This is a genomic window from Profundibacter sp. (genome assembly GCF_965277155.1).
Lineage (GTDB): Bacteria > Pseudomonadota > Alphaproteobacteria > Rhodobacterales > Rhodobacteraceae > Profundibacter.
Genome location: NZ_CBDIBV010000013.1, coordinates 746,033 through 772,733, shown reverse-complemented (window position 1 = coordinate 772,733; position 26,701 = coordinate 746,033). Strand labels below are relative to the sequence as shown.

Here is a 26,701-nt window from a genome sequence, read left to right as displayed (position 1 = left end):
CGGGAATTTACAGAGGTTCCCTGAAGATATTGTCCAGATAGCACTCGCGCCCGTCCATGGATATTTCCACATCCGCCTTGGTCAGCGTGGTGATCCATGCAGCCCCGGTGAACTGGCTGCCCTGATCGGTGTTCATGATTTCTGGCGGGCCGTATTTGGCGATAGCCTCATCCAACGCTTCCTTGCAAAAGCTGGCATCCATCGTATTTGATAACCGCCACGACAGAACCTTGCGCGTGGCCCAGTCCATTATGGCCACCAGATACAGGAAGCCCCGTTTCACTGGAATATAGCTGATGTCAGAACACCAAACCTGATTGGGACGGGTGATCTGCATGTTTCTGAGCAGATATGGATAAATCCGGTTCTCGGGGTGCTTTTTGCCCCCTCTCATACATGCAGGCATGTGTTGACGGGCAACGGGTGTTGGGGCGCTTGTAGATCGCCTCCAACCCCATGATCTTCATCAAGCGTCGAATACGGTGGCGACCGGCATGATACCTTTTTCTCGGCAAGTATGCGGCAATCTGGCGGCTGCCAAAAAATGGATATTGGGTGAAGACCATGTCGATTTGGCGCATCAATTCCAGCGTTTCAGGGCTGAATCCGACCGGTGTGTAATACAGCGATGATCGACTAATTCTCAGGATTTTACACTGGCGAGACAGGATGATATTCGCAGTCTTGGTGACCATTTTCCGGCGCTCCTTCGGGCTCATCGTTTGAGCCCTTGCGCTAAAAAATCGTTCTCAACTGCCAACCTCCCGATTTTGGCGCGCAGATCCTTGATCTCGGATTCGCTTGGACCCTGAGGCTTTCCACCCTCAGAAAATACACCTGACAAACCCTCAACGGCCTGCTTTTTCCAAGTGCTGACCTGAGTAGGATGTAATCTGTGCTTGGCTGCTATTTCCTGGATCGTCCGGTCGCCGCGCAGAGCCTCAAGCGCACCTTAGCCTTGAACTGGTCCGAAAATTTCCGTCGTTTGGTCATTTTGGTATTCCTTCTTCACGTTGGAATACACCTTAACTGACTGTCCAATTTTTCGGGACCACTTCATCTATTTGTCATAATGAATCCTGTTTTGGCCAATATATCCGGATTGCAATTATCCATAGTCCCCTGCCTATGCTGCCAGAATATATTTACATGGCGTCAGTTCGTCCAGCATGTTGGCCCTGTGGTCTCATATACGTCTAGAAATTGTGTAAACGATACTTGCGGGTCGACCTTGCTCAGCTAGGCTGTTTTCATCAAGATAAAGGCGATGGCCATGGAATTGCCGCCGCGCTGTGAGCCTGCGAACATCCAGTTCTTGCGGCCGATGGCAACGGGCTTCATGGCGCGTTTGGTGCTATTGTTGTCCTGACCTGTAATCACGAATTTACCGCGTCACCCCGGCCGCCTCCTGTGGCGGTCTGCCAAATCAGGCTAAGATCCATGAGTAATGCCCGAAAGTTGGTGATGGGGTGATTGGGTGGCATATCATGGCGGTGTTGACGCGCCGCGATTCTCAGAGAGAAAAGGATATGCCACATGGAAGACGATACTATTTTGGAGTTTACCGATCCAGCCGGAATTTCACCTGATCCGCTGACGGATATCTTGCGCAAAGGCGCGCGGGATCTGTTGGCACAGGCGGTCGAGGCCGAGGTTTGTGATCTGATGGCGCAACACGCGCATTTGAGGGATTCGGCCGGTCGCCAGCGCCTTGTTCGCCACGGATACCTGCCGGAGCGCGAGGTGATGACGGGGATCGGCCCTGTCCCGGTGAATGTGCCTCGGGTGCGTGATCGTGGCACGGGGGCGGAGAAGATCAGGTTCACCTCGACGCTTCTGCCGCCGTATCTGCGCCGGGCAAAGTCGGTCGAGGAGTTGTTGCCCTGGCTCTATCTCAAAGGTATTTCCACGGGTGATTTCGGCGAAGCACTGGCGGCCCTTCTGGGGCCTGATGCGGGTGGTTTGACATCGAGCACGATTTCGCGCCTGAAGGCGGAGTGGTGGGCAGAATACGAGCGTTGGAACCGGCGTGACCTGTCGGCCAAACGCTATGTGTATTTCTGGGCCGACGGGGTTTATTTCAAGCCGCGCACGGATGCTGACAAGCAATGCATGCTGGTGATCATCGGCGCGGACGAGTGGGGTAACAAGGATGTTCTGGGCCTCGTGGACGGGTATCGAGAAAGCAGCCAGAGCTGGCGTGAACTGCTGCTGGACTTGCAACGTCGTGGCCTCAGAAAAGCCCCTGATCTGGCCGTTGGTGATGGCGCGCTCGGCTTCTGGAACGCCTTGCGGGAGGTGTTCGGTGAGACCCGGGAGCAGCGCTGCTGGGTGCATAAAACCGGCAACGTCCTGAATGCCATGCCGAAGTCGCTGCAAGCCAAAGCCAAGGGCCATCTACAGGACATCTGGATGGCCGAGAACAAACGGGACGCCGAGGCCGCGTTCAATTTCTTCATCGAAGCCTATGGCGTGAAATACGAGCGTGCCGTGGGGAAGCTGACCAAGGACCGGGACGTGCTGCTGACCTTCTACGACTTCCCTGCCGAGCACTGGAAACACATCCGCACATCCAACCCCATCGAAAGCATATTTGCCACCGTGCGGCACCGAACGAAGAAGACCAAAGGCTGCCTCGGGCGCAAGACCGCCTTGGCAATGACCTTCCGCCTGATGATGTCGGCAAAGAAGAAATGGCGTAAACTCGACGGCGCATTCCGATTGCCGGAAATCATCGAAGGGGTTGAATTTAAGGACGGGATCAAGCAGGAAAAACATGCCGCCTGATTACTGCGTCACCAACTTTTGGGCATAGCTCTGCCGCCCGCAGTTCACCCTGCACCACCGAAAACCGTTCCGGCGATATGGCCTGCAGCGCGTTCATCAAATGTTTGGTAAAACTGAACTCGGCAAAATCCACCTCGCTGTAGATGGTTTTCAGCAAGGCCGAGGCGCGCAAAAACCTGTCGTTACGACGTGGATGCACCGCGTAAAACCGGTTGGTCATATTCTGTGCGCCAAGTGCCTGAATTACCGTCACCCGCGCGTTGCCGCAGGCCTCGAGCACGGAAGGTTCGTTGATAAACACATCCACCCCAGCGTTCACACAGCCAAAGTTCACGGTCTCCATGCCAATCGCATGTTCAACCAGCGCGGAAAACGGTTTTTCAATGAATTTGCCGTAAGTTTCCGTACTGCCGATCATCGCAATAAAATCCCCCGTCATTTCCCGACGCGGCCCGCGGAACAGCAATTTCGATTTCCCGTATCTGCACGGATAATAGTCAAGGGCACATTCGCCCAGATTCAAATAGGTCATTCCACCCACCCCTTGTTTCGATTCACCCAAAGACAGATTCGCGCAAAGGGGTTTCCAAATAGCTAAACCAACAATTTGCCGTAATTTTTAGCGCCTTGCCCCCCCTGCATGCACACCGTAAAGTCGCCCCAAGAAGTCACGAGGTGTGCTATGGAAGTTCAAAAAATCGGTATCGTTGGCGCGGGTCAGATGGGCAACGGGATTGCCCATGTCTGCGCTTTGGCGGGCTATGATATCATCATGGCCGACATGTCGAGCGAGGCGCTGGACAAGGCGCGCGCGCGGATTGATCGCAACATGGAACGTCAGGTCAGCCGCGAGAAAATCACGGCCGAAGATAAGGCCACAGCCCTTGGCCGGATCAAAACCACGCTAAAACTGCCCGACCTTGGCCAGACCGATCTGGTGATCGAAGCCGCGACCGAACGCGAGTCGATCAAAACCGCCATTTTTGAGGATCTGATCCCGCATCTTCAGCCGCATACATTGCTGACCTCGAACACATCGTCGATTTCGATCACCCGCCTTGCCTCGCGCACGGACCGGCCGGAAAAATTCATGGGGTTCCACTTCATGAACCCCGTGCCGGTGATGCAACTGGTCGAACTGATCCGCGGCATAGCAACGGATGAGGAAACCTTTCAGGCCTGCGAAACTGTGGTGGAGCGTTTGGGGAAAACCTCTACCGCCGCCGAGGATTTCCCCGGCTTCATCGTCAACCGTATCCTGATGCCGATGATCAACGAGGCGGTTTATACCCTGTATGAAGGGGTCGGGTCGGTGAAATCCATCGACACATCCATGCGGCTTGGAGCCAACCACCCGATGGGGCCGCTGGAACTGGCCGATTTCATCGGGCTGGATACTTGTCTGGCGATTATGAACGTGCTGCACGACGGGCTGGCCGATACAAAATACCGCCCCTGCCCGCTGCTGACCAAATACGTCGAGGCCGGTTGGCTGGGCCGCAAATCGGGCCGTGGATTTTACGATTATCGCGGTGAAACGCCGGTGCCGACGCGCTAGAGTTTCGGCTTTAATGCCAGCGTTTTATCACGTAGCCACGCCATAAACCCGCGCGGATCCTTGGACCATTCCACCACTTCTTCTGGCGGGATCGGCTCGCCGATGATCGGCGCTTGCGGCTTCTTCAGTGATTTCACCACCTCGTGCAGCAACAGCCCCTGACGAAGGGTTGCCGAAATCAGGTTGGCAATCAGATAGGTGCGGGTATTGCGACCGGGGAAAAAGATCGGCACCACTGTAGCGCCCGATCGCAAGATCATCTTGGCGGTAAAGGGGTTCCACTCGGCCTCGATCGCGGGTCCGAACAGGGTTTTGCTTGAGGCCACCACACCCGCCGGAAACAGCACAATCACGCCGCCGTCTTTCAGATGGGCCATCGCCTCTTTGCGCATGTTGATATTCAGGCGTTGTGAGTTTTCCTCGTGCGGGAAGGCCACGGGCAGCATGAATTTTTCGATCTCGGGGATGCCGGTCAACAGGCTGCGTGTCAGGATTTTGTAATCCGTGCGCACCTTGCCGATCAGTTCGGCCAGAACCAGACCATCCACCAGACCGTGCGGATGATTTGCCACCACGATCATCGGCCCAGTTGGGGGGATCTTGGCGATTTGTTCTTCGGGTGTCACCACGTCGATCTGCATCAGCTGCAGGGCGCGGGTGAAGAATGGCTGGCCACTGACCACGCCTTCTTGTTCAAATTTGCGGATCAGGCGCAGCAGCGGGATTTTACCGGTGCCCCATTCCATCGCCCGGATAACCAGCACCTTGAACGGATTCTTGAACGTATTGGCGTAGGACAGTTTCTGCCGCTTGTAGGGCACATAGTCGGAATCCTGTTCCGCCGGTTTATCTTGCGCACTATCCACCAAGAGTTTTCCAGTCACCTTACATATCTTCGCCGAAACGGTCGGCCACAAGCACCTTTAGTGCATCCATCAACTTGTCGGCTTCAGGGCCTGTCGTCTCAACCTCAATAGAGGTTCCGACCGAGGCTGCCAACATCAAAAGCCCCATGATCGAATCCCCTGACGCACTCATCCCGTCCTTGAACACCTCGGCGCTGGCATCGTGTTCCTCGACCATTTCGACAAATTTGGCCGAGGCCCGTGCATGCAGCCCCTTTTCATTGGTGATTTTCATTGTCTGGCGGTTACTCATAAGGGGCTATCCATTTGTTCCGTCAATACAATCTATATACTTGCGCCCAGCTATAAGCGCCGCTGACACCGCTTCGTCAAACGGTTTATCGCGCGATTTGGCCAGCTTCACCAGCATCGGCAGGTTTGCGCCATACAGGATCTTGCGATCCTTTTTGCAACAGGCACCCAGTGACAGGTTCGAAGGCGAGCCGCCAAACATATCAGTCACCACCACAACGCCATCGCCTGTATCGACCTCTTCGGCAGCGGCACGGATTTCGTCCTTTTTGCCCTCGCGGTCGCAGTCGTTTTCAATCGCGATGGTGCGAATCCCTGTTTGCTTGCCGACAACATGTTCGACAGCGGACAGATATTCTCTGGCCAATCCCCCGTGCGCGACAATCACGATGCCGATCACGTTTTGTCACCCCGACTGCTTGCAGACCCGTTCTGGGCCTTTCGTTCCATTTCCCTGTGACGAATAGACACCTGCCACCCATCCTGCGCAAGGGCATTCACCAGCTTTTCCGCCACGGCAACCGACCGGTGCTGACCGCCGGTGCAGCCAAACCCGATTGACAGATGTGCTTTACCCTCTTCGATATAGGCAGGCAGCAGCATATTAATCAGATCCTGCACCTTGCCAAAGAACACATCATATCGTGGATCGGTGGCGATATAGTCGGCCACCTCTTTGTTGCGCCCGTCAAAACTGCGCAGGCTTTCCTCCCAATGGGGGTTTTTCAGAAAGCGGCAGTCAAAAATCATATCCACACCGCGCGGCACACCGCGTTTATAGGAAAAGGAATGAACAGACACCGCCAGCCGTTGCCCGGTTTCGGGGGCAAACCAGCGTTCAACCTCGGCCCTCAGTTCATGCGGGGACATGGTGGATGTATCCAGCAACACATCGGCCCGCGCGCGGATCGGCACCAATAAATCTATTTCTTTCTCGATCCCCTGAATCGGGGATTTGGCCGGCGCCAGCGGATGCCGGCGGCGCGTTTCGGAATAGCGGCGCACCAGAACATCGGTGCTGCAATCCAGATACAGCAATTCAACTTTCAACCCGTCAGTGCGGGAAAGGGTCTCGATCATCTCGATCAGGGCGGCGGTGCTGAAATCGCGGTTGCGCACATCAATGCCCAGCGCCAGCGGGTGGCCAATTGGCGGCCCGTCCAGCAGACGCGGCAACAAGGACAGGGGCAGGTTGTCGATGGCCTCGTACCCCACATCTTCCAGCACCTTGATGGCGGTCGAGCGGCCTGCACCCGAGGGACCGGTCACCAGCACAACACGCTGATTGCCTGTTTTTGATGTTGTTCGATTGCTGGACGTCATATTAAGCGCTTCGCCCGCCTTTCAGATATTGTAGAATCGCTGCCGGAAAATGCGCAGCTTCTACTTTGTGCAGCAAGGGGGCTTTTTGGCCAAGTAAATTGTAGGTGCGATGCGGCGGCAGACGGTCGGTTTCAACCTGTTCCATATCAACCACCAGCATGACACGGGCCACACAGCTGTCAGCGGCAAGCAAACCCACGCCGCGGGCCTCGATTAAACCGTCAATCGTTTCAGGGGCACGGGCCAGCGTACCACTATCGCCGGATATCAATTCTGTGCGATCATCCGCAACCAGCGTTGCCCCCATCGCCATCAATTGCAAACAAAGCGCAGACTTTCCCGATCCGGACGGACCGATAACCAGGACACCTTTGCCTTCAACAGCAACACAGGACGCGTGAACAACAATTGGGCCATTCACACGGGTGCCCATCCCTACAAAGGCAGGCCCACGACAAACCGCGCACCCAGCGGTTCTGACGTGATATCGGCCTCGGTCGGACGGATATTTTCAGCCCAGATCACACCGCCGTGGGCTTCGATAATCTGCTTAGAAATCGACAGGCCAAGGCCCGAATTATTGCCATAGTGATCGGGTGGGCGTTCGGAATAAAAACGGTTGAACACCTTATGCAACGCCTGATCCGGAATGCCTGGGCCTGTATCTTCGACCACCACCAGTATCCGGTTTTCCCGCCGCCGCGCCCAAACCCTGATGGCATCGCCTTCTTCACAAAATGAAATAGCGTTGGTGATCAGGTTCACAAACACCTGTGCCAACCGCGCTTCCAGACCATAGATTACAATTGGACCAGACGGTAGATCGGTAATCAGCTCGACCCCTTTTTTCGAGGCTTCCTGCCCCAGATACTCGCCAATGTTCGAGACCGTTTTCAACAGGTCAAAACTCTCTTCCTCTTCCTTGATCAATTCACTATCCAACCTTGAAGCATTGGAAATATCGCTGACCAGACGATCCAGTCGGCGCACATCATGTTCGACAACATCCAGCAGCTTGCCGCGTTGTTCATCCTTTTTGATGATACGCAAAGACCCGACAGCCGAACGAAGGGACGCCAGAGGATTCTTGATTTCATGCGCCACATCGGCGGCAAACTGTTCGTTCGCATCAATCCGGTCATATAATGCGGCTACCATCCCGCGCAGCGCGACAGACAGGCGCCCGATCTCGTCGGGGCGGGCTGTCATATCTGGAATCCGGATACGCCCGGGGTTCAGCTTGCGGGCATCCCTGTCGCGACCCAGTTCGGCCGCAGCGGCCAGATCAGACAATGGGTTGGCAATCGTCGAGGCCAATACAAGGCTTAGCCCGATTGATACCAGAATAGCGATCACGAACATCTGTAATATCTGTTCACGTTCGGCACGCACCAGATAGTCGATTTCACCAGCAGCAGTCGTGACAGCAATTGCACCTACGGGTGCATCATTCCGGATAATCGGCTTGGCCACCGAAAAAATGATTTCGCCCGTGTCATCGTAACCGGATTTCACCCTGGTTTCCCCGGCAAGTGCCGGTGCAACCAGTTCTTCTGCCATACTTCTTGCTATTGTATCTGAATCCAGAGCGGATTTTGGTGCCAATAAACCCGAAACACTTTCCCAGACCGCATTCAGAAAATCTGTAATCAGGGTGCTACGCGTGTCTTTCTGTAAACTGGAAACCTTGGCACTATCAGGATCAGCCTGACTACGGGTCATACCGACAAGCTTCTGATCCGGGTCAAAAACGAACACCTCTATACCAATGGGCAGATCAAGGTTTTCCAACGTGGTAGCAACCTGTGCACTGTTTGAAAAATCTGCTACACCGCTGGCCTGCATTTGAGCCTCGAACACATCCGCAATCAGCCCCGCTTCGGTCACGAACCCCTGTTCACGCTGCAAAACCAGGCTGTCGCGAAACGGGTTCAGATACAGAACACCGGCAACAAGGATAATAATCGCAATCAGATTGAACGTGATGATCTTGCGGGCAAGCGGCGACCGGTTGATCGACACCAGCCCACGCCGCTTGCGCCGTGAGCTTCTGGCTGAATCCTGCGTCTGGTCCGGACCATCCCAGTCCTCGCCCAGCGCGATGTCAGCATTTTTGGTCGATTTGCCGCGAAACACATCTATCCCCGATACAATGCTCATTCTTCGTTGTATCTGTACCCGATGCCATAAAGCGTCTCAATCGCTGAAAAATCATCGTCCGCTGTGCGCATTTTCTTGCGCAGGCGTTTGATGTGGCTGTCGATTGTGCGGTCATCTACATAAACCTGATCGTCATAAGCAACATCCATCAACTGATCACGGCTTTTGACAAATCCGGGCCGCTGGGCCAATGCCTGAAGCAACAGGAATTCGGTCACTGTCAGGGAAACCTCGTTTCCTTTCCAACTGACTGAATGGCGCAGCGGATCCATCCGAAGGTTGCCCCGTTCAATTACTTTGGTTTCTTCGGTATCGCCAACAGTATTGTTTTCGATTGCATCCTGACGACGCAACAAGGCGCGGATACGTTCCACCAGCAAGCGTTGCGAGAACGGCTTTTTGACGTAATCGTCCGCCCCCATGCGCAGGCCCAGAACCTCGTCGATCTCGTCATCCTTGGAGGTCAGGAAAATCACAGGAATTTTGGTTTTCTGGCGCATTCTTTGCAACAGGTCCATGCCATCCATGCGCGGCATTTTAATATCCAGAACTGCCAGATCGGGCAGACCCAGATTAAAGCCGTCCAGCGCGGCCTGACCATCATTATAGGTTACAACCTCGAAACCTTCCGCTTCGAGAGTCATTTGAACGGACGTCAGAATGTTCCTGTCGTAGTCCACCAATGCGATTTTCGCCATGGGGAAATCCTTATGCTGCCTCGGTTTATTATTTTTTACGGGGCTGACCCAGATAACCTAAAAAGAGGTTATGATGGGAAGCATGAGAAAGAGTCGCCTGAGCCACTACAAGCAAGACCGTCTTACGGAGCATTTTGTTTCGGGATCGACAGCACGAACAGCAGCCAGTTTGTGTGGTGTAAACCGCAAGACCGCAGCGTTTTATTTTCTACGCCTGCGCGAGATAATCGCCTATGAGCTGGAGGCGGAAAGCCAAGCTATGTTCGGCGGAGAAATAGAAGTGGACGAAAGCTACTTTGGCGGCAAACGCAAAGGTAAACGCGGGCGTGGTGCGGCAGGTAAAATTCCCGTTTTTGGTATATTAAAAAGGGGTGGGAAGGTTTACACCAAGATCATCCCGGACGCCAAATCCGCCACTCTGATCCCGATCATAGAGCGCAAAGTCGTGCCGGATTCCATCGTCTATTCCGATTGTTGGCGCGGTTATAATGTGCTGGATGTGTCAGACTTCCACCACTTTCGCATCAACCATTCCAAGCTCTTTGCAGACCGTCACAACCACATCAATGGCATCGAGAATTTCTGGAACCAAGCCAAGCGCCACATGCGCCGATTTAACGGTGTCCCCAAGGCCCAATTTGGGCTATATTTGAAGGAATGCGAGTGGCGTTTCAACAACAGTGACCCTTCAGCTCAGTTATTGCAGCTAAGACAATGGGTTAAGCGTTACTTGAAGTAGTTATCTGGGTCAGCCCCATAGAGAGTTACGTAATCGCCGGGCTTGAGTTTTTCATCAGTTTCGAGCGATATTTTATATCTGGTCGTAAAACTTTGCATTCCAACAGTTACGCCAAGCTGCCTAGGCTGTTCTGTTTCATCCGCCCATGCGCTTTGAGGCGCCGACGATAGACCTGCTATACCGGATATAAGGACGATCACCCACAATATACGCATAATATACTCACTCATACTTTATCTGATTAACTAACATATTGAGCCAAAACCGCCTATTTTCAATATACTCCACCAAAAATGAAGGTTTTATCAACCAGCTAACGCCAAAGAATAGACGTATGTAGCGCGTTTGATTGATCGCCCCTATTACCCCTTTCCTTTTACCCAAAAAAAACCTATACGCGCGTGTATGCCTGATTCATCGGGCGGATGCTCTATGGACCTTGCTGGACGACATCCCGGCCTGCGCCCGCAACTTTTGATATTAAAGGAGACCCCGATGTCGATTACCAAAGAAGAAAAAGCCCGCATCATGAAAGAATTCGCAACCCATGAAGGCGACACAGGTTCGCCCGAAGTTCAGGTTGCTGTTTTGTCATCGCGGATCGCGACACTGACCGAGCACTTCAAAACCCACAAAAAGGATAACCATTCCCGCCGTGGTCTTTTGAAACTGGTTGCGACACGTCGCAAACTTCTGGACTACACCCGCGCCAAAGACGAAGCGCGTTATCAGGATCTGATCAAACGCCTCGGCCTGCGCCGCTAATACCGACCCAAAGATGCGCCCTGCGGGGCGCTTCTTGCTTTTTAAGATGCTGCACCCTGCCGGACCTAACGGGGTGTCATATGCACATGAAACAGGTCACGGGCATACGGCCCGTATGAAATCGGCCAAAGGGGATGGGCCCCGGCGGCCAAATTAGGAAATGATATGTTTAACGTAACAACGAAATCTATGCAGTGGGGCGAAGAAACGCTGACACTGGAAACGGGCAAGATCGCCCGTCAGGCAGACGGCTGTGTGATCGCCACTTTGGGCGAAACCAGCGTTCTGTGTGCTGTGACTTTTGCAAAGACACAAAAACCGGGGCAGGATTTTTTCCCGCTGACCGTTCACTATGGTGAAAAATATTATGCAGCCGGCAAAGTGCCCGGCGGGTTCTTCAAACGCGAAGCACGCCCAACCGAAAAAGAAACGCTGACATCCCGCCTGATCGACCGTCCGATCCGCCCGCTGTTTGTTCCCGGGTTTAAAAACGAAGTTCTGGTGATCTGTACCGTTCTGTCACACGATCTGGTGAATGATCCCGATATGGTCGCGATGATCGGTGCCTCGGCTGCGCTGACAATTTCCGGCGTTCCATTCATGGGCCCGATCGGCGCCTGTCGCGTTGGTTTTGTCGATGGCGAATACATCCTGAACCCCGAAATCGACGACATGCACGATCTGCGCAACAAGCCCGAGCAGCGGCTTGACCTTGTTGTCGCTGGCACCAAAGACGCCGTGATGATGGTTGAATCCGAAGCTTACGAGCTGACCGAAGCCGAAATGCTGGGCGCTGTGAATTTCGCGCACGAGCAGATCCAGCCGGTGATCGACCTGATCATCGACTTTGCCGAAGATTGCGCCAAAGAGCCGTTCGACTATCAGCCCGCCGATTATTCCGAGCTGTACGAAGCGGTTGCCAAAGCTGGCGAGAAGCAGATGCGCAAGGCATTCGCCATCACCGACAAGCAGGAACGCACTGCGGCAGTTGCCGAGGCCCGCGAAGCCATAAAGGCGGCGCTGACCGAAGAACAGCTGGCCGACGAAAACCTCGGCTCGGCCATGAAGAAGCTGGAAGCCAGCATTCTGCGTGGCGACGTTGTGAAAACCGGCAAACGGATTGATGGCCGCGACACCACTACGGTGCGCCCGATCACATCCGAAACCGGCCTTCTGCCCCGCACACACGGCTCGGCGCTGTTTACACGCGGCGAAACTCAGGGGTTGGTTGTGACCACTCTGGGCACCGGCGATGACGAACAGATGATCGACGCGCTGCAGGGCATGTATAAATCCAACTTTATGCTGCACTATAACTTCCCGCCCTATTCGGTTGGCGAAGTTGGCCGCTTTGGTTTCACCGGCCGCCGGGAAATCGGCCACGGTAAACTGGCATGGCGTGCGTTGCAGGCGGTTCTGCCCCCTGCCACCGATTTCCCCTACACAATTCGCGTCGTGTCGGAAATCACCGAATCCAACGGCTCGTCCTCTATGGCTTCGGTCTGTGGTGGCTCGCTGTCGATGATGGACGCCGGTGTGCCGCTGAAGGCACCTGTTGCCGGTGTGGCCATGGGTCTGATCCTTGAGGATGCCGACAACTATGCCATCCTGACCGATATTCTGGGTGATGAAGACCACCTTGGCGATATGGATTTCAAGGTTGCCGGTACCGACAAAGGCATCACCAGCTTGCAAATGGATATCAAGGTTGCGGGCATCACACCCGACATCATGGACAAGGCATTGGCACAGGCCAAAGACGCCCGTCTGCACATCCTTGGCGAAATGGCCAACGCACTGACCGAAGCTGGCGAATTCAGCGCCCACGCACCGCGCATTGAAACCATGCAGATCCCGACGGATAAAATCCGCGAAGTGATCGGTTCGGGTGGTAAAGTGATCCGTGAAATCGTTGAAGTGTCCGGCGCCAAAGTCGACATCAACGACGAAGGTATCATCAAGATCGCCTCGCCGAATGCCGAAGCCATCAAAAAGGCCTATGACATGATCAACTCAATCGTGGCCGAGCCGGAAGAAGGCGTGATCTATCGTGGCAAAGTTGTCAAGATCGTCGACTTCGGCGCCTTTGTGAACTTTCTTGGCAAGCGCGACGGTCTGGTCCACGTTTCCCAAATCGAAAACCGCCGTCTGAACCATCCTTCGGATGTTCTGAAAGAGGGTCAGGAAGTTTGGGTCAAACTGCTGGGCTTTGACGATCGCGGCAAGGTTCGTCTGGCGATGAAAATGGTCGATCAGGAAACCGGGTTGTGTCTCGAAAGTGGTGGAAATTGATTTCAGGCACCTCCGAGCGGGTTGAGTTATGCGCCGGTCAGGCGGCTTGGTCAAGGGTTGCGTCGGCGACGGGCTGAGCGAGCGTTTCCCAGCCATCGACCTTTCGCATGACGATCTGCCCCGAGGCCATCAGAGCCCAAAGCAGCATCGGCACGGTCTCGGCGCATGGCAGCACGGTCTGGGTCTTGATGCGGCGGCGGAATTCCTCGTTCAGGCGTTCGATCGCATTTGTCGTTCTGGCCGATTTCCACTGGCCTTGTGGCAGACGCGTGAAGGTGAAAAGCTTATCTCCTGCTTCTTCCAAGCTGTCAGCGACGGCCTTGCATTTCAGCCGCCATTTTCGCAGAAATGCCTTGCGGCGGGTGGCGATTTCCTCGGGTGTTTTGGCGTAGATCATGTCGCGGTAATCTTCTGTCAACTCATCATGCATACGCTTGGGTGCCTTGGCCAGAAGGTTGCGGTGCTTGTGCACCGTGCACCTCTGGATCGGCAGATCTTCACCCCAGAGGGCAATGAGAGCGACCTCAAGTCCCGGTGCCCCGTCCACGATGACAAATTCGGGCCGTTTCAACCCGCGCGCATCCAGATCGTTGATGAACTGACGCCAGGCGGAGGTGCTTTCGCCGCCCATGTTCATCAGTGATAACAAGACCTTCTGCCCATCCCGGCGCACGCCAATCGCGGCCAGAACCGAGATATTGGTGGCCTTCCTGTCAATCCGCGTTTTGATCACGGTGCCGTCCAGGATCAGCCGCACGATGTCTTCATCCGCAAGGCTGCGGGCGCACCACGCCTGCCAGTCCACCTTCACCTTGCGCCAGGCGCGGCTCACCACATCCTTGCTGACCGCCCCCTGAAACAGGCCGAACAGGGCGCGTTTTACCCGCCGTGTGTTGGTGCCCGAAAGGTAGACAGCAGCGATCAGCGCCTCGGCCTTCTTCGTCAGCCGCTGGTAGCGGGGCAATGCCTTCGAGCGCCATTCTCTGGCCTTGCCGGCCTCGCCTGTGATCCGCGCACGCGGCACGCGCACCGTTTCGGTTCCAAATGTTCCGACCAGTTGCCGCTCGCGATGCCCGTGGCGGTATCCGGCCTTTGCCCCGCCGCTGCGGCCATACCGGCAACGGCCCAGAAACTGCTCCAGCTCCTCTTCGAAAACCGCCTCGATCGTCGCGCGGATGTTCTGGCGCAGCCGGTCTTCAATCGGGTCATAGCCTGCTTCATTGGCCAGTAGCGCGGATGTCGATGTTGCTGTATTCTTTGTCATGGCGTGATCTCCTTGGCGGTTCCAGCCGCCGGTTGGGTGGCTTCGATGCACCCGGAGATTACGCCGTCCTCGAATTTCCACCAAACTCGCGACACTACCGGAAACCGGCAAAGAGATTACAGAAGACAAAGAGTAATCTTTGCTTTCCAGCAAATTTCGAGAGAAGGCCCCGATGGAAACGTCGGGGCCTTTTTGATTACGGAATTGTTATTTTGGTTGCTCCGTCTTTACGGCTAGCATTCTTCACAGGGTCGTGAAGCGAACATCACGCACCATATTTTGCTGGAGAAACCGTTATTATGCTTAACAAACGCCAATTTATTTCAACGGGGATTGCTATGGGGGGCCTTGGGCTTGCCGGCGCAAACGCCCAAACCGCCAAACCCGAATATACTTTGCCTGAAGAATTCCTGCCGCGCGAGGTCAGAATCCGCGACAAGCTGCCCGCTGGTGAAATCCATGTCGATCCAAACCGTTTCGTGCTGTATCTGACGTTACCCAAAAGGCGGGCCATTCGTTATACCGTCGGTGTAGGACGCGGGAACCTGTATCACGATGGAACATTTTATGTCGGGGCCAAACGGGAATGGCCCAGCTGGAAACCGACACCGGCCATGATGAAACGCGAACCGGCCGCTTATAAGAGTTTCGTACCCGGTGGACGTTATGAAAAAGGGATGCCGGGCGGCCCCAACAATCCGCTTGGCGCCCGTGCGATTTATCTTTTTGACGAACGCGGCGACAGCTATTTAAGACCTCTGCATAACATCGGGATTCCCCCGGGTTGGCCGTTTTGGTAAGCTAGCCGGGAAATCTCTGGGGTGAATAGATGGACCTTTTCCTGCACGAAGCGGCGGCACGGATCGGCGCGGATGACGTTCTGTCGAAGATCGACGCGCTGATGGATTGGAACTCGTTTTTGCCGATCCTGCGGCGCGGTCTGGGGCGCTCGGGGATCGGGCCTCAGGGCTATGATCCGCTGGTTCTGTTCAAGTGTCTTCTGGTTGGCCAGTGGCACGGGCTGAGCGACCCGAAGCTGGAGCGGGCCTTGAAGGTGCGGCTGGATTTCATGCTGTTCTGCGGGCTCGATCTGCACGCGTCGGTGCCGGATGAGACGACCCACTGCCGGTTCCGCAATGCGCTGGTCCGGGGTGGCGTTTACGATGAGCTGCTGGCCGAGGTCTGCCGCCAGATCGAGGCGCATGGGCTGAAGCTGAAAGAGGCTGAGGCGGCGATCATTGATGCGACCCTGATCGCGGCGGCGGCGCGCCCGCGCACCCATATCGACGCCCCGCAGGACCGGGCAGAGGACGGGGCAAGGGAAGGGACGCCGGATGATCCGCCCGAGGTCTCACCCGACGGGGCACAGCTGCATTTCAGCGCCGACCCTGATGTCCGCTGGGTCAAGAAGGGCCGCAAGAGCACGCTCGGCTACAAGGGCTTTGCCCGCTGCGACGAAGAGGGCTTTATCGACAAGGTGCACACCACGCCCGCCAATGCCGCCGAAAGCCCCGAATTCGCCACCATGATCGCGGGCGCAAAGGCGCAGCGGGTGCTGGCCGACAAGGCCTATGCGAGCAAGGCCAACCGCCAGATGCTGCGCGGCAAATACCGCGACGGCATCCTGCGCAAGGCAGCGCGCGGCCGCCCCCTGCGGCAATCGGAGAAACGCTTCAACCGGCTGATTTCGAAACGCCGCTTCCGCATCGAGCAGACTTTCGGCACGATGAAACGCCTCTTCGGCCTGCAGCGGGCGAGATATTTCGGGCGCGCCAGGGTGCATGCCCAGATGGTCATGGCCGCCATCGCGCAAAACCTGCTCAAGGCCGCAAACAGGATCACCCTCAACCCGCAAACCCCCGCAATCGCATAGCCCCAAACCCCGCCACCCGTCTGTCCGCCGGACCCGCAGGGGCGCAAGGTGGGCGGCCGAAATCTTGCTTCAACCGAAAGCCATGGCCTCATGCAGAGGTCTTAGGACGCGTTTTTCCAAGCGACTGCTGCGTTGGCGCAACCGGTGAGCCGGGAGGAAGGTGACGGGAAGAAACGGGCTTAGTCGTCCGTGACTGCCATCGGTTCAGGTTGCATGTTTCGTTCTCTATCATTTCTCCCAGCGGATTTCTTTAAACTTTACCTTGCAAAGTTGGAATGAATATCCAATATTACAAGGATGATTGAGAGGGGGAAATATCACGAAGTCACTGAGCTTCTGGACAGTTTTCCTGCTGTTGCCATCATTGGCCCGCGCCAGGTTGGCAAGACGACCCTTGCCCACGAGATCGCCGAAACTCGGCCTTCCGTCTATCTGGATGTGAATCGGCGTGCAAAACTGACCCACTTGGGTGGGTTATGAGCGAGTAAAATTGACCCACCTGTTTCGTTAACATCCGCGCAAAATTGTGCGGAGGAAAGAGCAGGTGATATTGATGGAAAGCGTATCGAAGATCCGGCGCTGGGTGCTGGTTGAAGGGCGCAGCATCCGGTCTGTGGCGCGGGCGACGGGACTGTCGCGGAACACGATCAAGAAGTATTTGAAGGACGAGAATCCGCCGAGCTACCAGCGCCATGCGCCGCCAGTTCGGCACAAACTGTGCAATGGGTTTGATCTTCGGCTGCAGGAACTGTTTGATCAGGACTCGAGGCGACCACGCCGGGAGCGGCGGACGGCCCAGAAGCTATACGAGCAGCTTGTGGCAGAGGGCTATACCGGGTCCTATTCGCCGGTTCAGCGTTTTGTTCGTGAGTTGAAGCGCGCCGGGGCCTGTTCGGGAGATGCGTTTATCCCGCTGCATTTTGCGGCGGGTGACGCGCTGCAATTTGACTGGAGCGAAGAACGGGTCGTACTGGGTGGTGTCGAGCAGAAGGTGAAGGTCGCTCATTTCCGCCTGTGTCACAGCCGCAAGCCTTTCGTGATTGCCTATCCCGGTGAAGCCCAGGAGATGGTGCTGGATGCTTTCGTGCAGGCGCTGTCCTTTTACGGAGGCGTTCCGCGCAGGGTGATCATCGACAACCCCAAGACCATGGTGACCTACGTTTCGCGCTCGAAGGAGCGGATATTCCATCCCCGGTTCCTGGCCTTGATGAACCACTGGGAACCTCTAAAAATCCCCCAAAATCCGGCCTGACGGGGTAGAATCGTCATCAGGATGAAAATGATTCGACCGACGGGGTTTTGTCATGGGTCAGATGGGATTTTTTGATCTTTCCAGCCGATACGCGGGACTGGACAAATCTGGTGATCCGCTGGTGTTGCTCAACGACATGGTGCCGTTCGAGGATTACCGGGACGAGCTGAAGGCCATATGGCGCACGCCGCCCGAACAGCGCAAATCCAACGCTGGCCGCCCGCCTTGGGATGAGGTGCTGATATTCAAGACGATGGTTTTGCAGCAGCTCTACAACCTCTCTGACGATCAGATCGAGTATCAGATCCGCGACCGCCTGTCGTTCATGCGGTTTCTCGGCCTTGGCATTGAAGACAGCGTACCTGACGCCAAGACCATCTGGGCCTACCGTGAAAGGCTGGCCGGGGCCGGGAAGATGAAGGAGCTGTTTGACAAGTTCGATGCCTTTCTGCGCGAAAAGGGCTATCTGGCGATGGGCGGGCAGATTGTTGATGCGAGCATCGTTCCGGCGCCGCGCCAGCACAACAAAAGGGACGAGAACGAGAAAATCAAGGCGGGCGAAACGCCTGAAGAGTGGGAGGAAAAACCCCACAAGAAGCGCCAGAAGGACGTGGATGCGCGCTGGACGAAGAAGCACGGCAAGAGCTATTACGGCTACAAGAACCACATCAATGTCGACCGGCGGCACAAATTCATCCGCGCTTATGATGTCACCGATGCCGCCGTGCATGACAGCCAGGCGCTTGCCGGTCTGATTGATGCGAGCAACACCTCATCGGACCTGTGGGCCGACAGCGCCTATCGCTCGCAAAAGATCGAAAGCGAGCTGGAAGAGCGGGGGCTTCACAGCCATATCCATCACAAGGGCAGGCGCGGCAAGCCGCTTGGCGAGCGCCAGCAAAAGGCCAACCGGAGGCGCTCGAAAGTGCGGGTCCGGGTCGAGCATGTATTCGCTTTTCAGGAGCGCTCCATGGGCGGCAAGCTGATCCGCTCCATCGGCCTGAAGCGGGCGCGATTTCGCATCGGGATGATGAACCTGGTCTACAACATGAAGCGCTTCGTCCAGTTCGAATGCGGCCTGGCGGCGCCGGGATAAGGGTTCATGGGGTGAGGTGTGCCTGAAATACCCAAAACCGGCTTGAAACCGGTGAAAATGGGTTTATGATCCGAAGCAATCAGGCGGGACAGGCGAAAAACCGTCCACCCCGCCGCGAAGAAGGCGAAAACGGGAATTTACAGAGGTTCCCCACTATGTGATGGAGCCGGTGGCCTGCACGCCCGCTGCGGGCTGGGAGAAGGGACAGGTCGAGAACCAGGTCCAGTTCTTGCGGGGCCGGTTGTTCGTTCCCGAACCGGCCTTTGATGATCTCGAGGCGCTGAACGCGTGGCTGCGTCTGCGTTGCGAAGATCTGGCAGAGCGTCCCCATCCCGAGCAGCAGGATCGCACGATTACCGAAGTGTTCGAAGACGAGCGCGCCGAACTGCGCCCCCTGGGTCGGGCCTTCGACGGCTACGTGGAAAAGACCGTCCGTGTCCGCTCCACCTGCCTGGTTCAATATGCCAGCAATCGCTACAGCGTGCCCTCCCGCTTTGCCGGGCATCATGTGTCGCTACGCGCCTATGCCGGCCGGATCGTGGTGGTCTCCGGTCAGGATGTGATTGCCGAGCACAGGCGTCATTTTACCCGCAATATCAGCTATTTCGAGCCCTGGCATTACGTTCCCCTGCTGGACCGCAAGCCTGGTGCCCTGCGCAATGGCGCCCCCTTTGTGGGCTGGGAACTGCCCGAGGCCATGCATCGGATCAGGGAACATTACATGGCTGGTAAAGGCGGGGATCGGGAGTTCGTCGACCTGCTCCTGCTGGCACAGGATCACGGGATCGAGGTGGTCGAGACGGCCTGCAATCTGGCGGTGGCACAAAACACCCTGCGGCTGCCCGCCATCATCAATCTGATCAACCAGTTGGTGGAACCGGTCATCACACCGCTCAGCGATGCCTGCGCTTATCCGCAGCTGACCTTGCGGCCCGAAGCCGATTGCAAACGCTATGAGACCCTGTGCTCGGCTGAGGAGGTTGCCGTATGAATGCCTTGATCGACCAACTGACAGCCCTCAGGTTGCATGGAATGGCAGCTTGCGCCCATGATCTGCTGTCCGCGCGCAAGCCGCCAAGTCTGACCACAGCGATAAGGCAACTGATCGACGCCGAGACTGTAGAGCGCCGGGTGCGCTCCATCCAGTATCAAATGAGGGTTGCGAAGTTCCCCCATCACAAGGACTTCGCCACCTTCGATTACAGCGCCGCCGCCCTCACCCAGGCCCAGATCGAACCATTCTGCACCGGCCAGTTCACAGAGGAGGCCCATAACCTCATCCTGGTGGGCGGAACCGGCACGGGCAAAACCCACATCGCCATCGCGCTGGGAACGACGCTGATCAACAACGGCAAGAAGGCGCGCTTCTTCAACGCCGTCGATCTGATCAACGCCCTGATCAAGGAACAGGCCGACGGCAATGCAGGGAAGATCATCCGGCAGCTCTCGGCTTTGGACTGCGTCATCATCGACGAGCTGGGCTACATCCCGTTTCCCAAATCCGGTGGCGCGTTGCTCTTCCATCTGATCAGCAAGCTCTACGAGAAGACCAGCATCATCATCACAACCAACCTTGAGTTCGGTGAATGGGTCTCGGTCTTCGGGGATGCCAAGATGACAACCGCCCTTCTGGATCGCGTCACTCATCACTGCAACATCATCGAAACCGGCAATACCTCATACCGGTTCGCCCAGAGTAAACGCCGTAGAAAAAACTAGCCGTTCCGCAAGCAAAGCCCCCAGACGGACTCGCTACATGAAGGCGGCCCGACTGGGGGCTTTGCGCCACAAAGGGGGGGGCAAATTTAAATGCCGAAACCGGGTCAGTTTTAAATGCTCATTGACAGGCTGGAGATGTCGCTGCTATTCTCGGTTCCGGAACCGCCATCAGCTACGCCGCAGACTGGAGCGAGTATTTCGGGCACCAGCCGACGGACGGCTCCGGTGATCTGTTCTATCATCTCGATCTATTGTGGGCCGATTCCAGTATCGATTTCATCGGCATCGACAATTATTTCCCGCTGTCCGACTGGCGCGACGGGTTTGACCATGCGGATGCGCAGGCGGGGTGGAGCTCGGTGCGCGATCTCGACTATCTCAAGGCCAACATCGAGGGCGGCGAGCGGTTCGACTGGTACTACGCCTCCGATGCCGACCGCACCGCGCAGACGCGCACCACCATCTCGGACAGCTTCTATGGCGAGCCGTGGATCTGGCAACCGAAGGACATGCGCGGCTGGTGGCAGAACCTGCACCACGACCGGCTGGGCGGGGTGCGCTTCGGTTGGTTCCAGAACTGCGCCGATCCGAGTTCCTACGCGAAGAACCCGTCCTCGGTCACCATTTCGCCCACCACCGGCAGTTTCGGGCCCTTCACCACCCCCGCCCGCATCGCCTCGGGCGGCGCCACATGGCACGGGGCGACGCCGGGCTACCGCACGCTGGCGGTGGGCGAGCGCGTCGTGATCACCGCCTATGTTGCAGCGGGCACGTCTGGGGAGTTCTCCTTCAACCTCACGCTCGGATCGGGCAGCCAGCACGCCGGCTTTTTTGGCGCGCTGGGCGGGTGGGGCACACGGTTGTCGGGGCGCATACCATTAACGCTACAAGCCGAGCCGAAGTTTTCCCCGGCCTCTGGAAGATCACCCTGGACGTGATGGCGGGAATTGCGGGCTCTTCCGGCTTTCGGATCGGGCCGCGTTCCGCGACGGCCGGCGACGACATCATCGTCTTTGGCGTCGAGGTGCTTCCTTACGGAAAATCCACCACCGGCTGGGCGCCGCAATCCAAGCCGATCCGTTTCACCGAGTTCGGCTGCCCCGCCGTCGACCGGGGCACCAACCAGCCGAACGTGTTCTACGATCCCAAGAGCTCGGAGAGCGCCCTGCCGTATTTCTCCCGCGGCTGGCAGGACGAGGCGATCCAGCGGGCCTATGTCGAGGCCACTCTTGGATACTGGGGAGATGCGACGAAGAACCCGGTCTCGAGCGTTTACGGCGCGCCGATGATCAAGATCGCCGAGGCGGCGCTCTGGACCTGGGACGCGCGGCCATACCCGGACTTCCCGTCGCGTTCCGACGTCTGGTCGGACGCCGCGAACTGGGCCTTCGGGCACTGGATGGGCGGACGGCTCGGCCAGGTCTCGCTGGGCGCGCTGGTGCGCGATCTGTGCCGCACCGCCGGGCTGTCGGATACCCTGGTGGACGTCTCCGAAATAACCGAAATCGTGCCGGGCTTCACCGTGGCGGCAGTCGAGAGCCCGCGCACGTCGATCTCGGTCTTGGCGCGGCATTTCGGCTTCGATGCGGTGGAAAGCGGCGGCAGGATCGTGTTCCGGGCAAGGGGGCGGGCGCCGGCGGTCACCATCCGACCCGACGATCTGGTCGGCGCCAAGGGCGAGATCATGGAACTGATGCGCGGCCAGGAGACCGAACTGCCCCAGGCGCTGAAATGGCAGCTGGTGCGCGCGGACGAGGAATACGATGCCGCGACGGTCGAGGCGCGCCGCACCGAGGTGGCGGCGGACGGCGTGAGCGCCGAACGCTTCCCGCTGGCGGTGTCGCTCGAGGAAGCCGACCGGCGCTGCTGGAGGCCTGGGCCGGTCGGGAAACCCTGACCGCAAAGCTGCCGCCGTCCCGCTTGGCGTTCGATCCCGGCGATGTGGTGGCGCTCGACCACGATGGGCGAAAGGTCGATTACCGCATCGCCCGCATCAATGATGCAGGTCCGCGCGCGATCGAGGCCACGCGATCCGATCCGGACATCTACGACATGCCGCCCGGCAAGGGCCGAGCGCCGCAGCTGAACACGCCCGCGGTGTACGGCCCCGCCGACGTGGCGCTGATGGACCTGCCGCAGCTCGCCGACACGGTACCGCCGCACCGCCCCTACGCCGCGGTGTTCGCCAAGCCCTGGTATGGCGCCGCCGCCGTCTGGCGCAGCACGAGCAATTCCGGGTTTGCGCTGCTCGACGCGCTGGGCCAGCCCGCGCGCATGGGGCGGCTCGCCGCCGATTTCCCCGCCGGGCCGACCGACATTTGGGACAATGGCAGCCAGCTGCTGATTGACCTTTCCTCCGGCATGCTCACCAGCGTCACCGACGACGAGCTCTTCGCCGGGGCCAATGCGCTCGCCGTGGAAAGCGCACCGGGCATCTGGGAAATCGTGCAGGCGGGCACCGCCACGCTGGTGGCAACCGGGCGCTACAGCCTCACCCATCTGCTGCGCGGCCAGCGTGGCACGGCAGATGCCATGGGCAACCCGACGCCCGCCGGCGCGCGGGTGGTGGTGCTGGATGCGGCGACCGTGCCGCTCTCGATCGCCGAGGCCGATCTGGGCCTGCCATGGAACTGGCGCGTCGGGCCGGGCAATGCCGCGCCCTCGGACGCCATCATGCGGGCGCTGACCTTCACGCCGAACGGGCGCGGCCTGAAGCCCTTTTCCCCGGCGCAGGCGCGCATGCGGCGCGAGGCGAACGGCGATCTCGTCCTGCGGTGGGTTCGCCGCGACCGGGCACTCGCCGCCGACAGCTGGGTGCTGACCGACGTGCCCATGTCCGAGGCATCCGAAAGCTATGATCTGGAAATCCTGTCCGGGGGAACCGTCAAGAGAACCTTGACGGTTGCCACGCCGACCGCCCTCTACACCGCCGCCATGCAGACCGCCGACTTCGGCGGGCCGGTCGCCAGCCTTGATGTCCGCATCACCCAGATCGGCGCGCTGGGCCGCGGCGTACCGCTTGCCGCCACCCTCACCGTCACGGAGACCGTCTGATGACCAGCCCGAACCTCGCTCTGCCGCTGCTTTCCGCCGCCCAGGCCCAGAAGCATGTCACCGTCAACGACGCGCTCTCGCGCCTCGACGGACTCGTCCAGCTCTCGGTCAAGGACCGAAACCTCGCCGCGCCGCCCGCCAGCCCGGTCGACGGCGACGTGGTGCTGTTCACCGGCGGCGCATGGGTGCGCTTTTCGGCCAACGAGGGATGGCGGGTCTGGGTGGAGGATGAGGGCGTGCTGGTCGTGCGCGTGGGCGGGGCATGGTTGATGCTGGAGGCCGCGCTGAATTTGTTGAAGCGCAGCCATTCCGTCGAAGTGGCACTCTCCGCCAACGGCGCGTCGATCGAACTTCATGTCGAAGAGGAACAGCTCTCGGGGTTATCCGGCGCAACCGTCGCCTCCGCCATCGCCATTCCCGACCGCGCCATCGTACTGGCGGTTTCGACGCGAACGGTTACGGCGGTCCTGGGCGCGACGTCCTACGATTGCGGGATATCGGGTCAGCCCGCAAAGTTCGGCGGTTCGCTCGGTGTGGCCGCCGGCAGCACCAATGTCGGCGTGATCGGCCCGCAGGCCTTCTATGCGTCCATTCCCATCGTGCTCACCGCCAATGGCGGCAACTTCACCGGCGGCGATGTGCGGATCGCCATCCAGTACCTGCTGCCGACCGCGCCGAGCGCGTGATTCCAACCTATCAGAAAGAGACGACACCATGACCCCACCGCACAAGGACGCGGGATTTGTCCGCATGCCCGAGGAAGATTTCGAGGCCATCCTCACCCGCGCCGCAGAAAAAGGCGCCCGCAAGGCGCTGGCCGATGTCGGCCTCGAAGGACCGGAAGCGGCGATCGATATCCGCGACCTGCGCACGCTGCTGGCGTCCTTGCGCATGGCAAGGCGTACTGCTTGGCAGACCATCGTGCGGCTCATCACCTCCGGCCTGCTGCTGGCGTTGATTGCAGGCGTGGCGGTGAAGCTCAGGATCTTCGGGTGATCCCGGAAATAAGGTGGTTGAGCCCACCTGTCCCTTCCGGCCATCCAGCGCTATGATCGCAGGATGAACGACGCCGATGAAAAACGCATTGCGGCCAATCTGGCCAAAACCCTGGCCATGCTGTGCGTGCGCAATACGGCGCTCGAAGATCTGCATTCGGGCATCACGCCCGTCAGCAAGGCCGGGGACTGTTCGGACGTCATGGTGATCGATGCCGAAGGGCGGGAAATCCCGTGGACAGAAGTCTCGCATCTTGACGACGAGGCCATGCGCGCGCTGATGCGCCAGATCGTCAATCGACTCTACACATTCCACCTGATGGCCGATGACCCGGGACTGCGGGAAACGATCGACCGGTGGGCAGCGGCCGCCGGCGCCTGGGATGACCCGGAAATCGATCAGGGGCTGCTGGGGGCGGTCGAGAAGAAAGCTGGTGGTAGCTAAGCGCGATCTTGGCTTGTGGGTCATGTTCTTCACGAACCGCCAACTTGACAGGGCCCCGCAGTGCTCGACCCATCCATTGAACCCACGGCACGATTTGTGCCAACAGCTGTGTCGCCAACACTTGGCTTGCCACATGGCACGGGAAATGGAACGCATCTTGATGGCTGCAACCCGATGTGGGGCGCTTGCGAAACTGTAACAACGGTTTCCAGATTCCACCGGATCGGAATGCGATGTTACACCGCGATGGTGATCGCAACACTCCCGAAAAGATTGTAACTATTTATAATCACAAGAAAAGAAGATGACCTTTAGACGTCATCGAAAACCCGTCTGTTCAGCTATGTTCCATCTCGGTTCTCGTGCAACATCGGGCTGAAAGACGCGCGCCTGGCAGGGCGATTGCGGTAGTGTCGCAGACGAGGGAGACCAGATGGCCCAGAGAATCGAGACCTTTTATGAAGTCATGCGCAGGCAGGGGATCACCCGGCGCAGCTTTCTGAAATATTGCAGCCTTGCGGCCGGCGCGTTGGGGCTGAGCCCTGCCTATGCGCCGAAGATCGCTCACGCGATGGAGACCAAGCCGCGCATTCCGGTGCTTTGGCTGCACGGGCTGGAATGCACCTGCTGTTCGGAAAGCTTCATCCGCAGTGCGCACCCGTTGGCCAAGGACGTGATCCTTTCGATGATCTCGCTGGATTACGACGATACCATCATGGCCGCTGCCGGCGATCAGGCCGAGGCGATCATCGACGAGACGATCGAGAAATACGACGGCAACTTCATTCTTGCCATCGAAGGCAATGCGCCGCTCAACGAGGATGGCATGTATTGCATCATTGGCGGTAAACCCTTTGTCGAACGGCTGGTGCAGGCATCGCATCACGCCAAGGCGATCGTCTCCTGGGGGGCCTGCGCAAGCTGGGGATGCGTGCAGGCGGCGCGTCCGAACCCCACGCGCGCCACCCCCACTCACAAGGTGCCCGGCATCGCCGACAAGCCGATCATCAAGGTGCCCGGCTGCCCGCCGATATCGGAGGTGATGACGGCGGTGATCACCTATATCCTCACCTTCGAAAAGCTGCCCGAGCTCGACAATCAGGGCCGGCCAAAGATGTTCTATTCCCAGCGCATTCACGACAAATGCTACCGCCGCGGACATTTCGATGCCGGACAGTTCGTCGAGAAGTTTGACGACGAGGGCGCGCGAAAGGGCTATTGCCTTTACAAGATGGGCTGCAAGGGGCCGACCACCTATAACGCCTGTTCCACCATCCGCTGGAACGGCGGGCTGAGCTTCCCGATCCAGTCCGGCCATCCCTGCATCGGCTGTTCCGAGGATGGGTTCTGGGACAAAGGCGGATTCTACAACCGCCTTACCAACATCAACGGCTTTGGCATCGACGCTGACGCCGACAAGATCGGCAAGACGGCCGCCGGCATCGTTGCCGGTGCTGCTGCAATTCACGCGGGCGTTTCGGTCGTGAAGCGTATCGCGAGCAAGGGAGATGACGCATAATGGCG

30 protein-coding genes and 2 pseudogenes are annotated in these 26,701 nt (G+C 57.9%); 19 read left to right on the top strand and 13 right to left on the bottom strand.

Annotated features, from left to right (window positions below; genetic code table 11):
* Window positions 1-7: 7 nt before the first annotated feature.
* The 4 genes from ACQY4M_RS19095 to ACQY4M_RS19080 all read right to left on the bottom strand — a co-directional run bounded on the left by ACQY4M_RS19095 (window position 8) and on the right by ACQY4M_RS19080 (window position 1,380).
* Window positions 8-337 (bottom strand): transposase, encoded by a 330-nt coding sequence (locus ACQY4M_RS19095; RefSeq protein ID WP_428547474.1) that lies wholly within the window; start codon window positions 335-337, stop codon window positions 8-10.
* Window positions 300-719 carry an IS3 family transposase gene (locus ACQY4M_RS19090; protein ID WP_428547471.1) on the bottom strand — a complete coding sequence of 140 codons (420 nt, stop codon included), beginning with the start codon at window positions 717-719 and terminating at the stop codon, window positions 300-302. Before ACQY4M_RS19090 ends, ACQY4M_RS19095 begins: the two co-directional genes overlap by 38 nt.
* Window positions 716-937 (bottom strand): transposase, encoded by a 222-nt coding sequence (locus ACQY4M_RS19085; RefSeq protein ID WP_428548299.1) that lies wholly within the window; start codon window positions 935-937, stop codon window positions 716-718. Before ACQY4M_RS19085 ends, ACQY4M_RS19090 begins: the two co-directional genes overlap by 4 nt.
* A gap of 302 nt (window positions 938-1,239) precedes the next feature.
* Window positions 1,240-1,380, bottom strand: a complete 141-nt coding sequence (locus tag ACQY4M_RS19080) for an IS66 family transposase (protein ID WP_428547468.1) — start codon at window positions 1,378-1,380, stop codon at window positions 1,240-1,242.
* Between the two features lie 156 nt (window positions 1,381-1,536).
* On the opposite strand from ACQY4M_RS19080, the gene ACQY4M_RS19075 reads away from it, so the two are divergent.
* Entirely contained in the window at window positions 1,537-2,787 is a 1,251-nt protein-coding gene (locus tag ACQY4M_RS19075) for an IS256 family transposase (RefSeq protein WP_428539230.1), read from the top strand.
* On the opposite strand, the gene ACQY4M_RS19070 is transcribed toward ACQY4M_RS19075, so the two are convergent.
* Entirely contained in the window at window positions 2,762-3,319 is a 558-nt protein-coding gene (locus ACQY4M_RS19070) for a DUF6473 family protein (protein WP_428547465.1), read from the bottom strand. The genes ACQY4M_RS19075 and ACQY4M_RS19070 overlap by 26 nt on opposite strands.
* Before the next feature lie 150 nt (window positions 3,320-3,469).
* Between ACQY4M_RS19070 and ACQY4M_RS19065 the strand changes: the two genes are divergently transcribed.
* Window positions 3,470-4,345: a 3-hydroxybutyryl-CoA dehydrogenase gene (locus ACQY4M_RS19065; protein ID WP_428547462.1), complete on the top strand. Its 876-nt coding sequence runs from the start codon at window positions 3,470-3,472 to the stop codon at window positions 4,343-4,345.
* Here ACQY4M_RS19065 and ACQY4M_RS19060 read toward each other — a convergent pair.
* Genes ACQY4M_RS19060 through ACQY4M_RS19030 form a run of 7 tightly spaced genes read right to left on the bottom strand, consistent with a single transcriptional unit; the run spans window position 4,342 to window position 9,683 of the window.
* Complete coding sequence (locus ACQY4M_RS19060) at window positions 4,342-5,211, bottom strand: lysophospholipid acyltransferase family protein (RefSeq protein ID WP_428547459.1); 870 nt, start codon at window positions 5,209-5,211, stop codon at window positions 4,342-4,344. The genes ACQY4M_RS19065 and ACQY4M_RS19060 overlap by 4 nt on opposite strands.
* A 19-nt stretch (window positions 5,212-5,230) precedes the next feature.
* Entirely contained in the window at window positions 5,231-5,503 is a 273-nt protein-coding gene (locus tag ACQY4M_RS19055; RefSeq protein WP_118943991.1) for an HPr family phosphocarrier protein, read from the bottom strand.
* A 6-nt stretch (window positions 5,504-5,509) separates the two neighbouring features.
* Window positions 5,510-5,902 (bottom strand): PTS sugar transporter subunit IIA, encoded by a 393-nt coding sequence (locus ACQY4M_RS19050; protein WP_428547456.1) that lies wholly within the window; start codon window positions 5,900-5,902, stop codon window positions 5,510-5,512.
* Window positions 5,899-6,825: an RNase adapter RapZ gene (gene rapZ / locus ACQY4M_RS19045; protein ID WP_428547453.1), complete on the bottom strand. Its 927-nt coding sequence runs from the start codon at window positions 6,823-6,825 to the stop codon at window positions 5,899-5,901. The genes ACQY4M_RS19050 and rapZ overlap by 4 nt, the downstream gene beginning before the upstream one ends.
* Before the next feature lies 1 nt (window position 6,826).
* Window positions 6,827-7,246 carry an HPr kinase/phosphorylase gene (locus tag ACQY4M_RS19040; protein ID WP_428547450.1) on the bottom strand — a complete coding sequence of 140 codons (420 nt, stop codon included), beginning with the start codon at window positions 7,244-7,246 and terminating at the stop codon, window positions 6,827-6,829.
* A 14-nt stretch (window positions 7,247-7,260) separates the two neighbouring features.
* Entirely contained in the window at window positions 7,261-8,985 is a 1,725-nt protein-coding gene (locus ACQY4M_RS19035) for a sensor N-terminal transmembrane domain-containing protein (protein WP_428547447.1), read from the bottom strand.
* Window positions 8,982-9,683: a response regulator transcription factor gene (locus tag ACQY4M_RS19030; RefSeq protein WP_428547444.1), complete on the bottom strand. Its 702-nt coding sequence runs from the start codon at window positions 9,681-9,683 to the stop codon at window positions 8,982-8,984. The genes ACQY4M_RS19035 and ACQY4M_RS19030 overlap by 4 nt, the downstream gene beginning before the upstream one ends.
* An 82-nt stretch (window positions 9,684-9,765) precedes the next feature.
* Between ACQY4M_RS19030 and ACQY4M_RS19025 the strand changes: the two genes are divergently transcribed.
* The 3 genes from ACQY4M_RS19025 to pnp all read left to right on the top strand — a co-directional run bounded on the left by ACQY4M_RS19025 (window position 9,766) and on the right by pnp (window position 13,479).
* Window positions 9,766-10,422: an IS1595 family transposase gene (locus tag ACQY4M_RS19025; protein ID WP_428539609.1), complete on the top strand. Its 657-nt coding sequence runs from the start codon at window positions 9,766-9,768 to the stop codon at window positions 10,420-10,422.
* Between the two features lie 495 nt (window positions 10,423-10,917).
* Window positions 10,918-11,187, top strand: coding sequence for a 30S ribosomal protein S15 (rpsO, locus tag ACQY4M_RS19020; protein WP_428547441.1), 270 nt, complete (start codon window positions 10,918-10,920; stop codon window positions 11,185-11,187).
* 165 nt (window positions 11,188-11,352) lie between these two features.
* Complete coding sequence (gene pnp, locus ACQY4M_RS19015; protein ID WP_428547438.1) at window positions 11,353-13,479, top strand: polyribonucleotide nucleotidyltransferase; 2,127 nt, start codon at window positions 11,353-11,355, stop codon at window positions 13,477-13,479.
* Between the two features lie 37 nt (window positions 13,480-13,516).
* Here pnp and ACQY4M_RS19010 read toward each other — a convergent pair whose 3' ends face one another.
* Complete coding sequence (locus tag ACQY4M_RS19010; protein WP_428539582.1) at window positions 13,517-14,743, bottom strand: IS256 family transposase; 1,227 nt, start codon at window positions 14,741-14,743, stop codon at window positions 13,517-13,519.
* A 395-nt stretch (window positions 14,744-15,138) separates the two neighbouring features.
* Between ACQY4M_RS19010 and ACQY4M_RS19005 the strand changes: the two genes are divergently transcribed.
* The 14 genes and pseudogenes from ACQY4M_RS19005 (at window position 15,139) to ACQY4M_RS18940 (ending at window position 26,696) form a co-directional block, all read left to right on the top strand.
* Window positions 15,139-15,543 (top strand): L,D-transpeptidase, encoded by a 405-nt coding sequence (locus ACQY4M_RS19005; protein ID WP_428547435.1) that lies wholly within the window; start codon window positions 15,139-15,141, stop codon window positions 15,541-15,543.
* A gap of 29 nt (window positions 15,544-15,572) precedes the next feature.
* Complete coding sequence (locus ACQY4M_RS19000; RefSeq protein WP_428547432.1) at window positions 15,573-16,616, top strand: IS5 family transposase; 1,044 nt, start codon at window positions 15,573-15,575, stop codon at window positions 16,614-16,616.
* Window positions 16,617-16,913: 297 nt separating this feature from the next.
* On the top strand, window positions 16,914-17,096 hold the full coding sequence (locus ACQY4M_RS18995; protein WP_428547429.1) for an AAA family ATPase: 183 nt from the start codon (window positions 16,914-16,916) through the stop codon (window positions 17,094-17,096).
* Window positions 17,097-17,169: 73 nt separating this feature from the next.
* The gene (istA, locus tag ACQY4M_RS18990; RefSeq protein WP_428547426.1) at window positions 17,170-17,868 is read left to right on the top strand and encodes an IS21 family transposase; all 699 of its coding nucleotides are present in this window, start codon (window positions 17,170-17,172) and stop codon (window positions 17,866-17,868) included.
* A 52-nt stretch (window positions 17,869-17,920) separates the two neighbouring features.
* Entirely contained in the window at window positions 17,921-18,964 is a 1,044-nt protein-coding gene (locus tag ACQY4M_RS18985) for an IS5 family transposase (RefSeq protein WP_428539227.1), read from the top strand.
* 160 nt (window positions 18,965-19,124) lie between these two features.
* Entirely contained in the window at window positions 19,125-19,955 is an 831-nt protein-coding gene (locus ACQY4M_RS18980) for a Mu transposase domain-containing protein (RefSeq protein ID WP_428547423.1), read from the top strand.
* Complete coding sequence (gene istB, locus ACQY4M_RS18975; RefSeq protein ID WP_428539322.1) at window positions 19,952-20,683, top strand: IS21-like element helper ATPase IstB; 732 nt, start codon at window positions 19,952-19,954, stop codon at window positions 20,681-20,683. Before ACQY4M_RS18980 ends, istB begins: the two co-directional genes overlap by 4 nt.
* Before the next feature lie 128 nt (window positions 20,684-20,811).
* A pseudogene (locus tag ACQY4M_RS18970) lies at window positions 20,812-21,249 on the top strand (baseplate megatron protein TIM-barrel domain-containing protein); the annotation flags it as partial.
* 125 nt (window positions 21,250-21,374) lie between these two features.
* Window positions 21,375-22,621, top strand: a pseudogene (locus ACQY4M_RS18965) (baseplate megatron protein TIM-barrel domain-containing protein); the annotation flags it as partial.
* Between the two features lie 114 nt (window positions 22,622-22,735).
* Complete coding sequence (locus ACQY4M_RS18960; RefSeq protein ID WP_428548296.1) at window positions 22,736-23,737, top strand: phage tail baseplate protein; 1,002 nt, start codon at window positions 22,736-22,738, stop codon at window positions 23,735-23,737.
* Window positions 23,737-24,423, top strand: a complete 687-nt coding sequence (locus ACQY4M_RS18955) for a DUF2793 domain-containing protein (RefSeq protein ID WP_428547420.1) — start codon at window positions 23,737-23,739, stop codon at window positions 24,421-24,423. Before ACQY4M_RS18960 ends, ACQY4M_RS18955 begins: the two co-directional genes overlap by 1 nt.
* Before the next feature lie 28 nt (window positions 24,424-24,451).
* Complete coding sequence (locus ACQY4M_RS18950) at window positions 24,452-24,733, top strand: DUF6127 family protein (protein WP_428547417.1); 282 nt, start codon at window positions 24,452-24,454, stop codon at window positions 24,731-24,733.
* A gap of 63 nt (window positions 24,734-24,796) precedes the next feature.
* A complete protein-coding gene (locus ACQY4M_RS18945) occupies window positions 24,797-25,177 on the top strand; it encodes a hypothetical protein (protein ID WP_428547414.1) in 381 nt (126 codons plus the stop codon).
* A 433-nt stretch (window positions 25,178-25,610) separates the two neighbouring features.
* Entirely contained in the window at window positions 25,611-26,696 is a 1,086-nt protein-coding gene (locus tag ACQY4M_RS18940; RefSeq protein ID WP_428547411.1) for a hydrogenase small subunit, read from the top strand.
* Window positions 26,697-26,701 lie beyond the last annotated feature (5 nt).

Bases quoted from the DNA above. Each gene is read 5' to 3' on its own strand.
- ACQY4M_RS18985 (WP_428539227.1), top strand. From the start codon at position 17,921: ATGGGTCAGATGGGATTTTTTGATCTTTCCAGCCGATACGCGGGACTG.
- ACQY4M_RS18980 (WP_428547423.1), top strand. From the start codon at position 19,125: ATGGAGCCGGTGGCCTGCACGCCCGCTGCGGGCTGGGAGAAGGGACAG.
- rapZ (WP_428547453.1), bottom strand. From the start codon at position 6,825: ATGACGTCCAGCAATCGAACAACATCAAAAACAGGCAATCAGCGTGTT.
- ACQY4M_RS18945 (WP_428547414.1), top strand. From the start codon at position 24,797: ATGAACGACGCCGATGAAAAACGCATTGCGGCCAATCTGGCCAAAACC.
- ACQY4M_RS19070 (WP_428547465.1), bottom strand. From the start codon at position 3,319: ATGACCTATTTGAATCTGGGCGAATGTGCCCTTGACTATTATCCGTGC.
- ACQY4M_RS19025 (WP_428539609.1), top strand. From the start codon at position 9,766: ATGAGAAAGAGTCGCCTGAGCCACTACAAGCAAGACCGTCTTACGGAG.
- ACQY4M_RS18940 (WP_428547411.1), top strand. From the start codon at position 25,611: ATGGCCCAGAGAATCGAGACCTTTTATGAAGTCATGCGCAGGCAGGGG.
- ACQY4M_RS19030 (WP_428547444.1), bottom strand. From the start codon at position 9,683: ATGGCGAAAATCGCATTGGTGGACTACGACAGGAACATTCTGACGTCC.
- ACQY4M_RS19000 (WP_428547432.1), top strand. From the start codon at position 15,573: ATGGACCTTTTCCTGCACGAAGCGGCGGCACGGATCGGCGCGGATGAC.
- pnp (WP_428547438.1), top strand. From the start codon at position 11,353: ATGTTTAACGTAACAACGAAATCTATGCAGTGGGGCGAAGAAACGCTG.
- ACQY4M_RS19010 (WP_428539582.1), bottom strand. From the start codon at position 14,743: ATGACAAAGAATACAGCAACATCGACATCCGCGCTACTGGCCAATGAA.
- ACQY4M_RS19075 (WP_428539230.1), top strand. From the start codon at position 1,537: ATGGAAGACGATACTATTTTGGAGTTTACCGATCCAGCCGGAATTTCA.
- ACQY4M_RS18955 (WP_428547420.1), top strand. From the start codon at position 23,737: ATGACCAGCCCGAACCTCGCTCTGCCGCTGCTTTCCGCCGCCCAGGCC.
- ACQY4M_RS19090 (WP_428547471.1), bottom strand. From the start codon at position 719: ATGAGCCCGAAGGAGCGCCGGAAAATGGTCACCAAGACTGCGAATATC.
- ACQY4M_RS18995 (WP_428547429.1), top strand. From the start codon at position 16,914: ATGATTGAGAGGGGGAAATATCACGAAGTCACTGAGCTTCTGGACAGT.
- ACQY4M_RS18960 (WP_428548296.1), top strand. From the start codon at position 22,736: ATGCCGCCCGGCAAGGGCCGAGCGCCGCAGCTGAACACGCCCGCGGTG.
- rpsO (WP_428547441.1), top strand. From the start codon at position 10,918: ATGTCGATTACCAAAGAAGAAAAAGCCCGCATCATGAAAGAATTCGCA.
- ACQY4M_RS19065 (WP_428547462.1), top strand. From the start codon at position 3,470: ATGGAAGTTCAAAAAATCGGTATCGTTGGCGCGGGTCAGATGGGCAAC.
- istB (WP_428539322.1), top strand. From the start codon at position 19,952: ATGAATGCCTTGATCGACCAACTGACAGCCCTCAGGTTGCATGGAATG.
- ACQY4M_RS19095 (WP_428547474.1), bottom strand. From the start codon at position 337: ATGCAGATCACCCGTCCCAATCAGGTTTGGTGTTCTGACATCAGCTAT.
- ACQY4M_RS19055 (WP_118943991.1), bottom strand. From the start codon at position 5,503: ATGAGTAACCGCCAGACAATGAAAATCACCAATGAAAAGGGGCTGCAT.
- istA (WP_428547426.1), top strand. From the start codon at position 17,170: ATGGAAAGCGTATCGAAGATCCGGCGCTGGGTGCTGGTTGAAGGGCGC.
- ACQY4M_RS18950 (WP_428547417.1), top strand. From the start codon at position 24,452: ATGACCCCACCGCACAAGGACGCGGGATTTGTCCGCATGCCCGAGGAA.
- ACQY4M_RS19035 (WP_428547447.1), bottom strand. From the start codon at position 8,985: ATGAGCATTGTATCGGGGATAGATGTGTTTCGCGGCAAATCGACCAAA.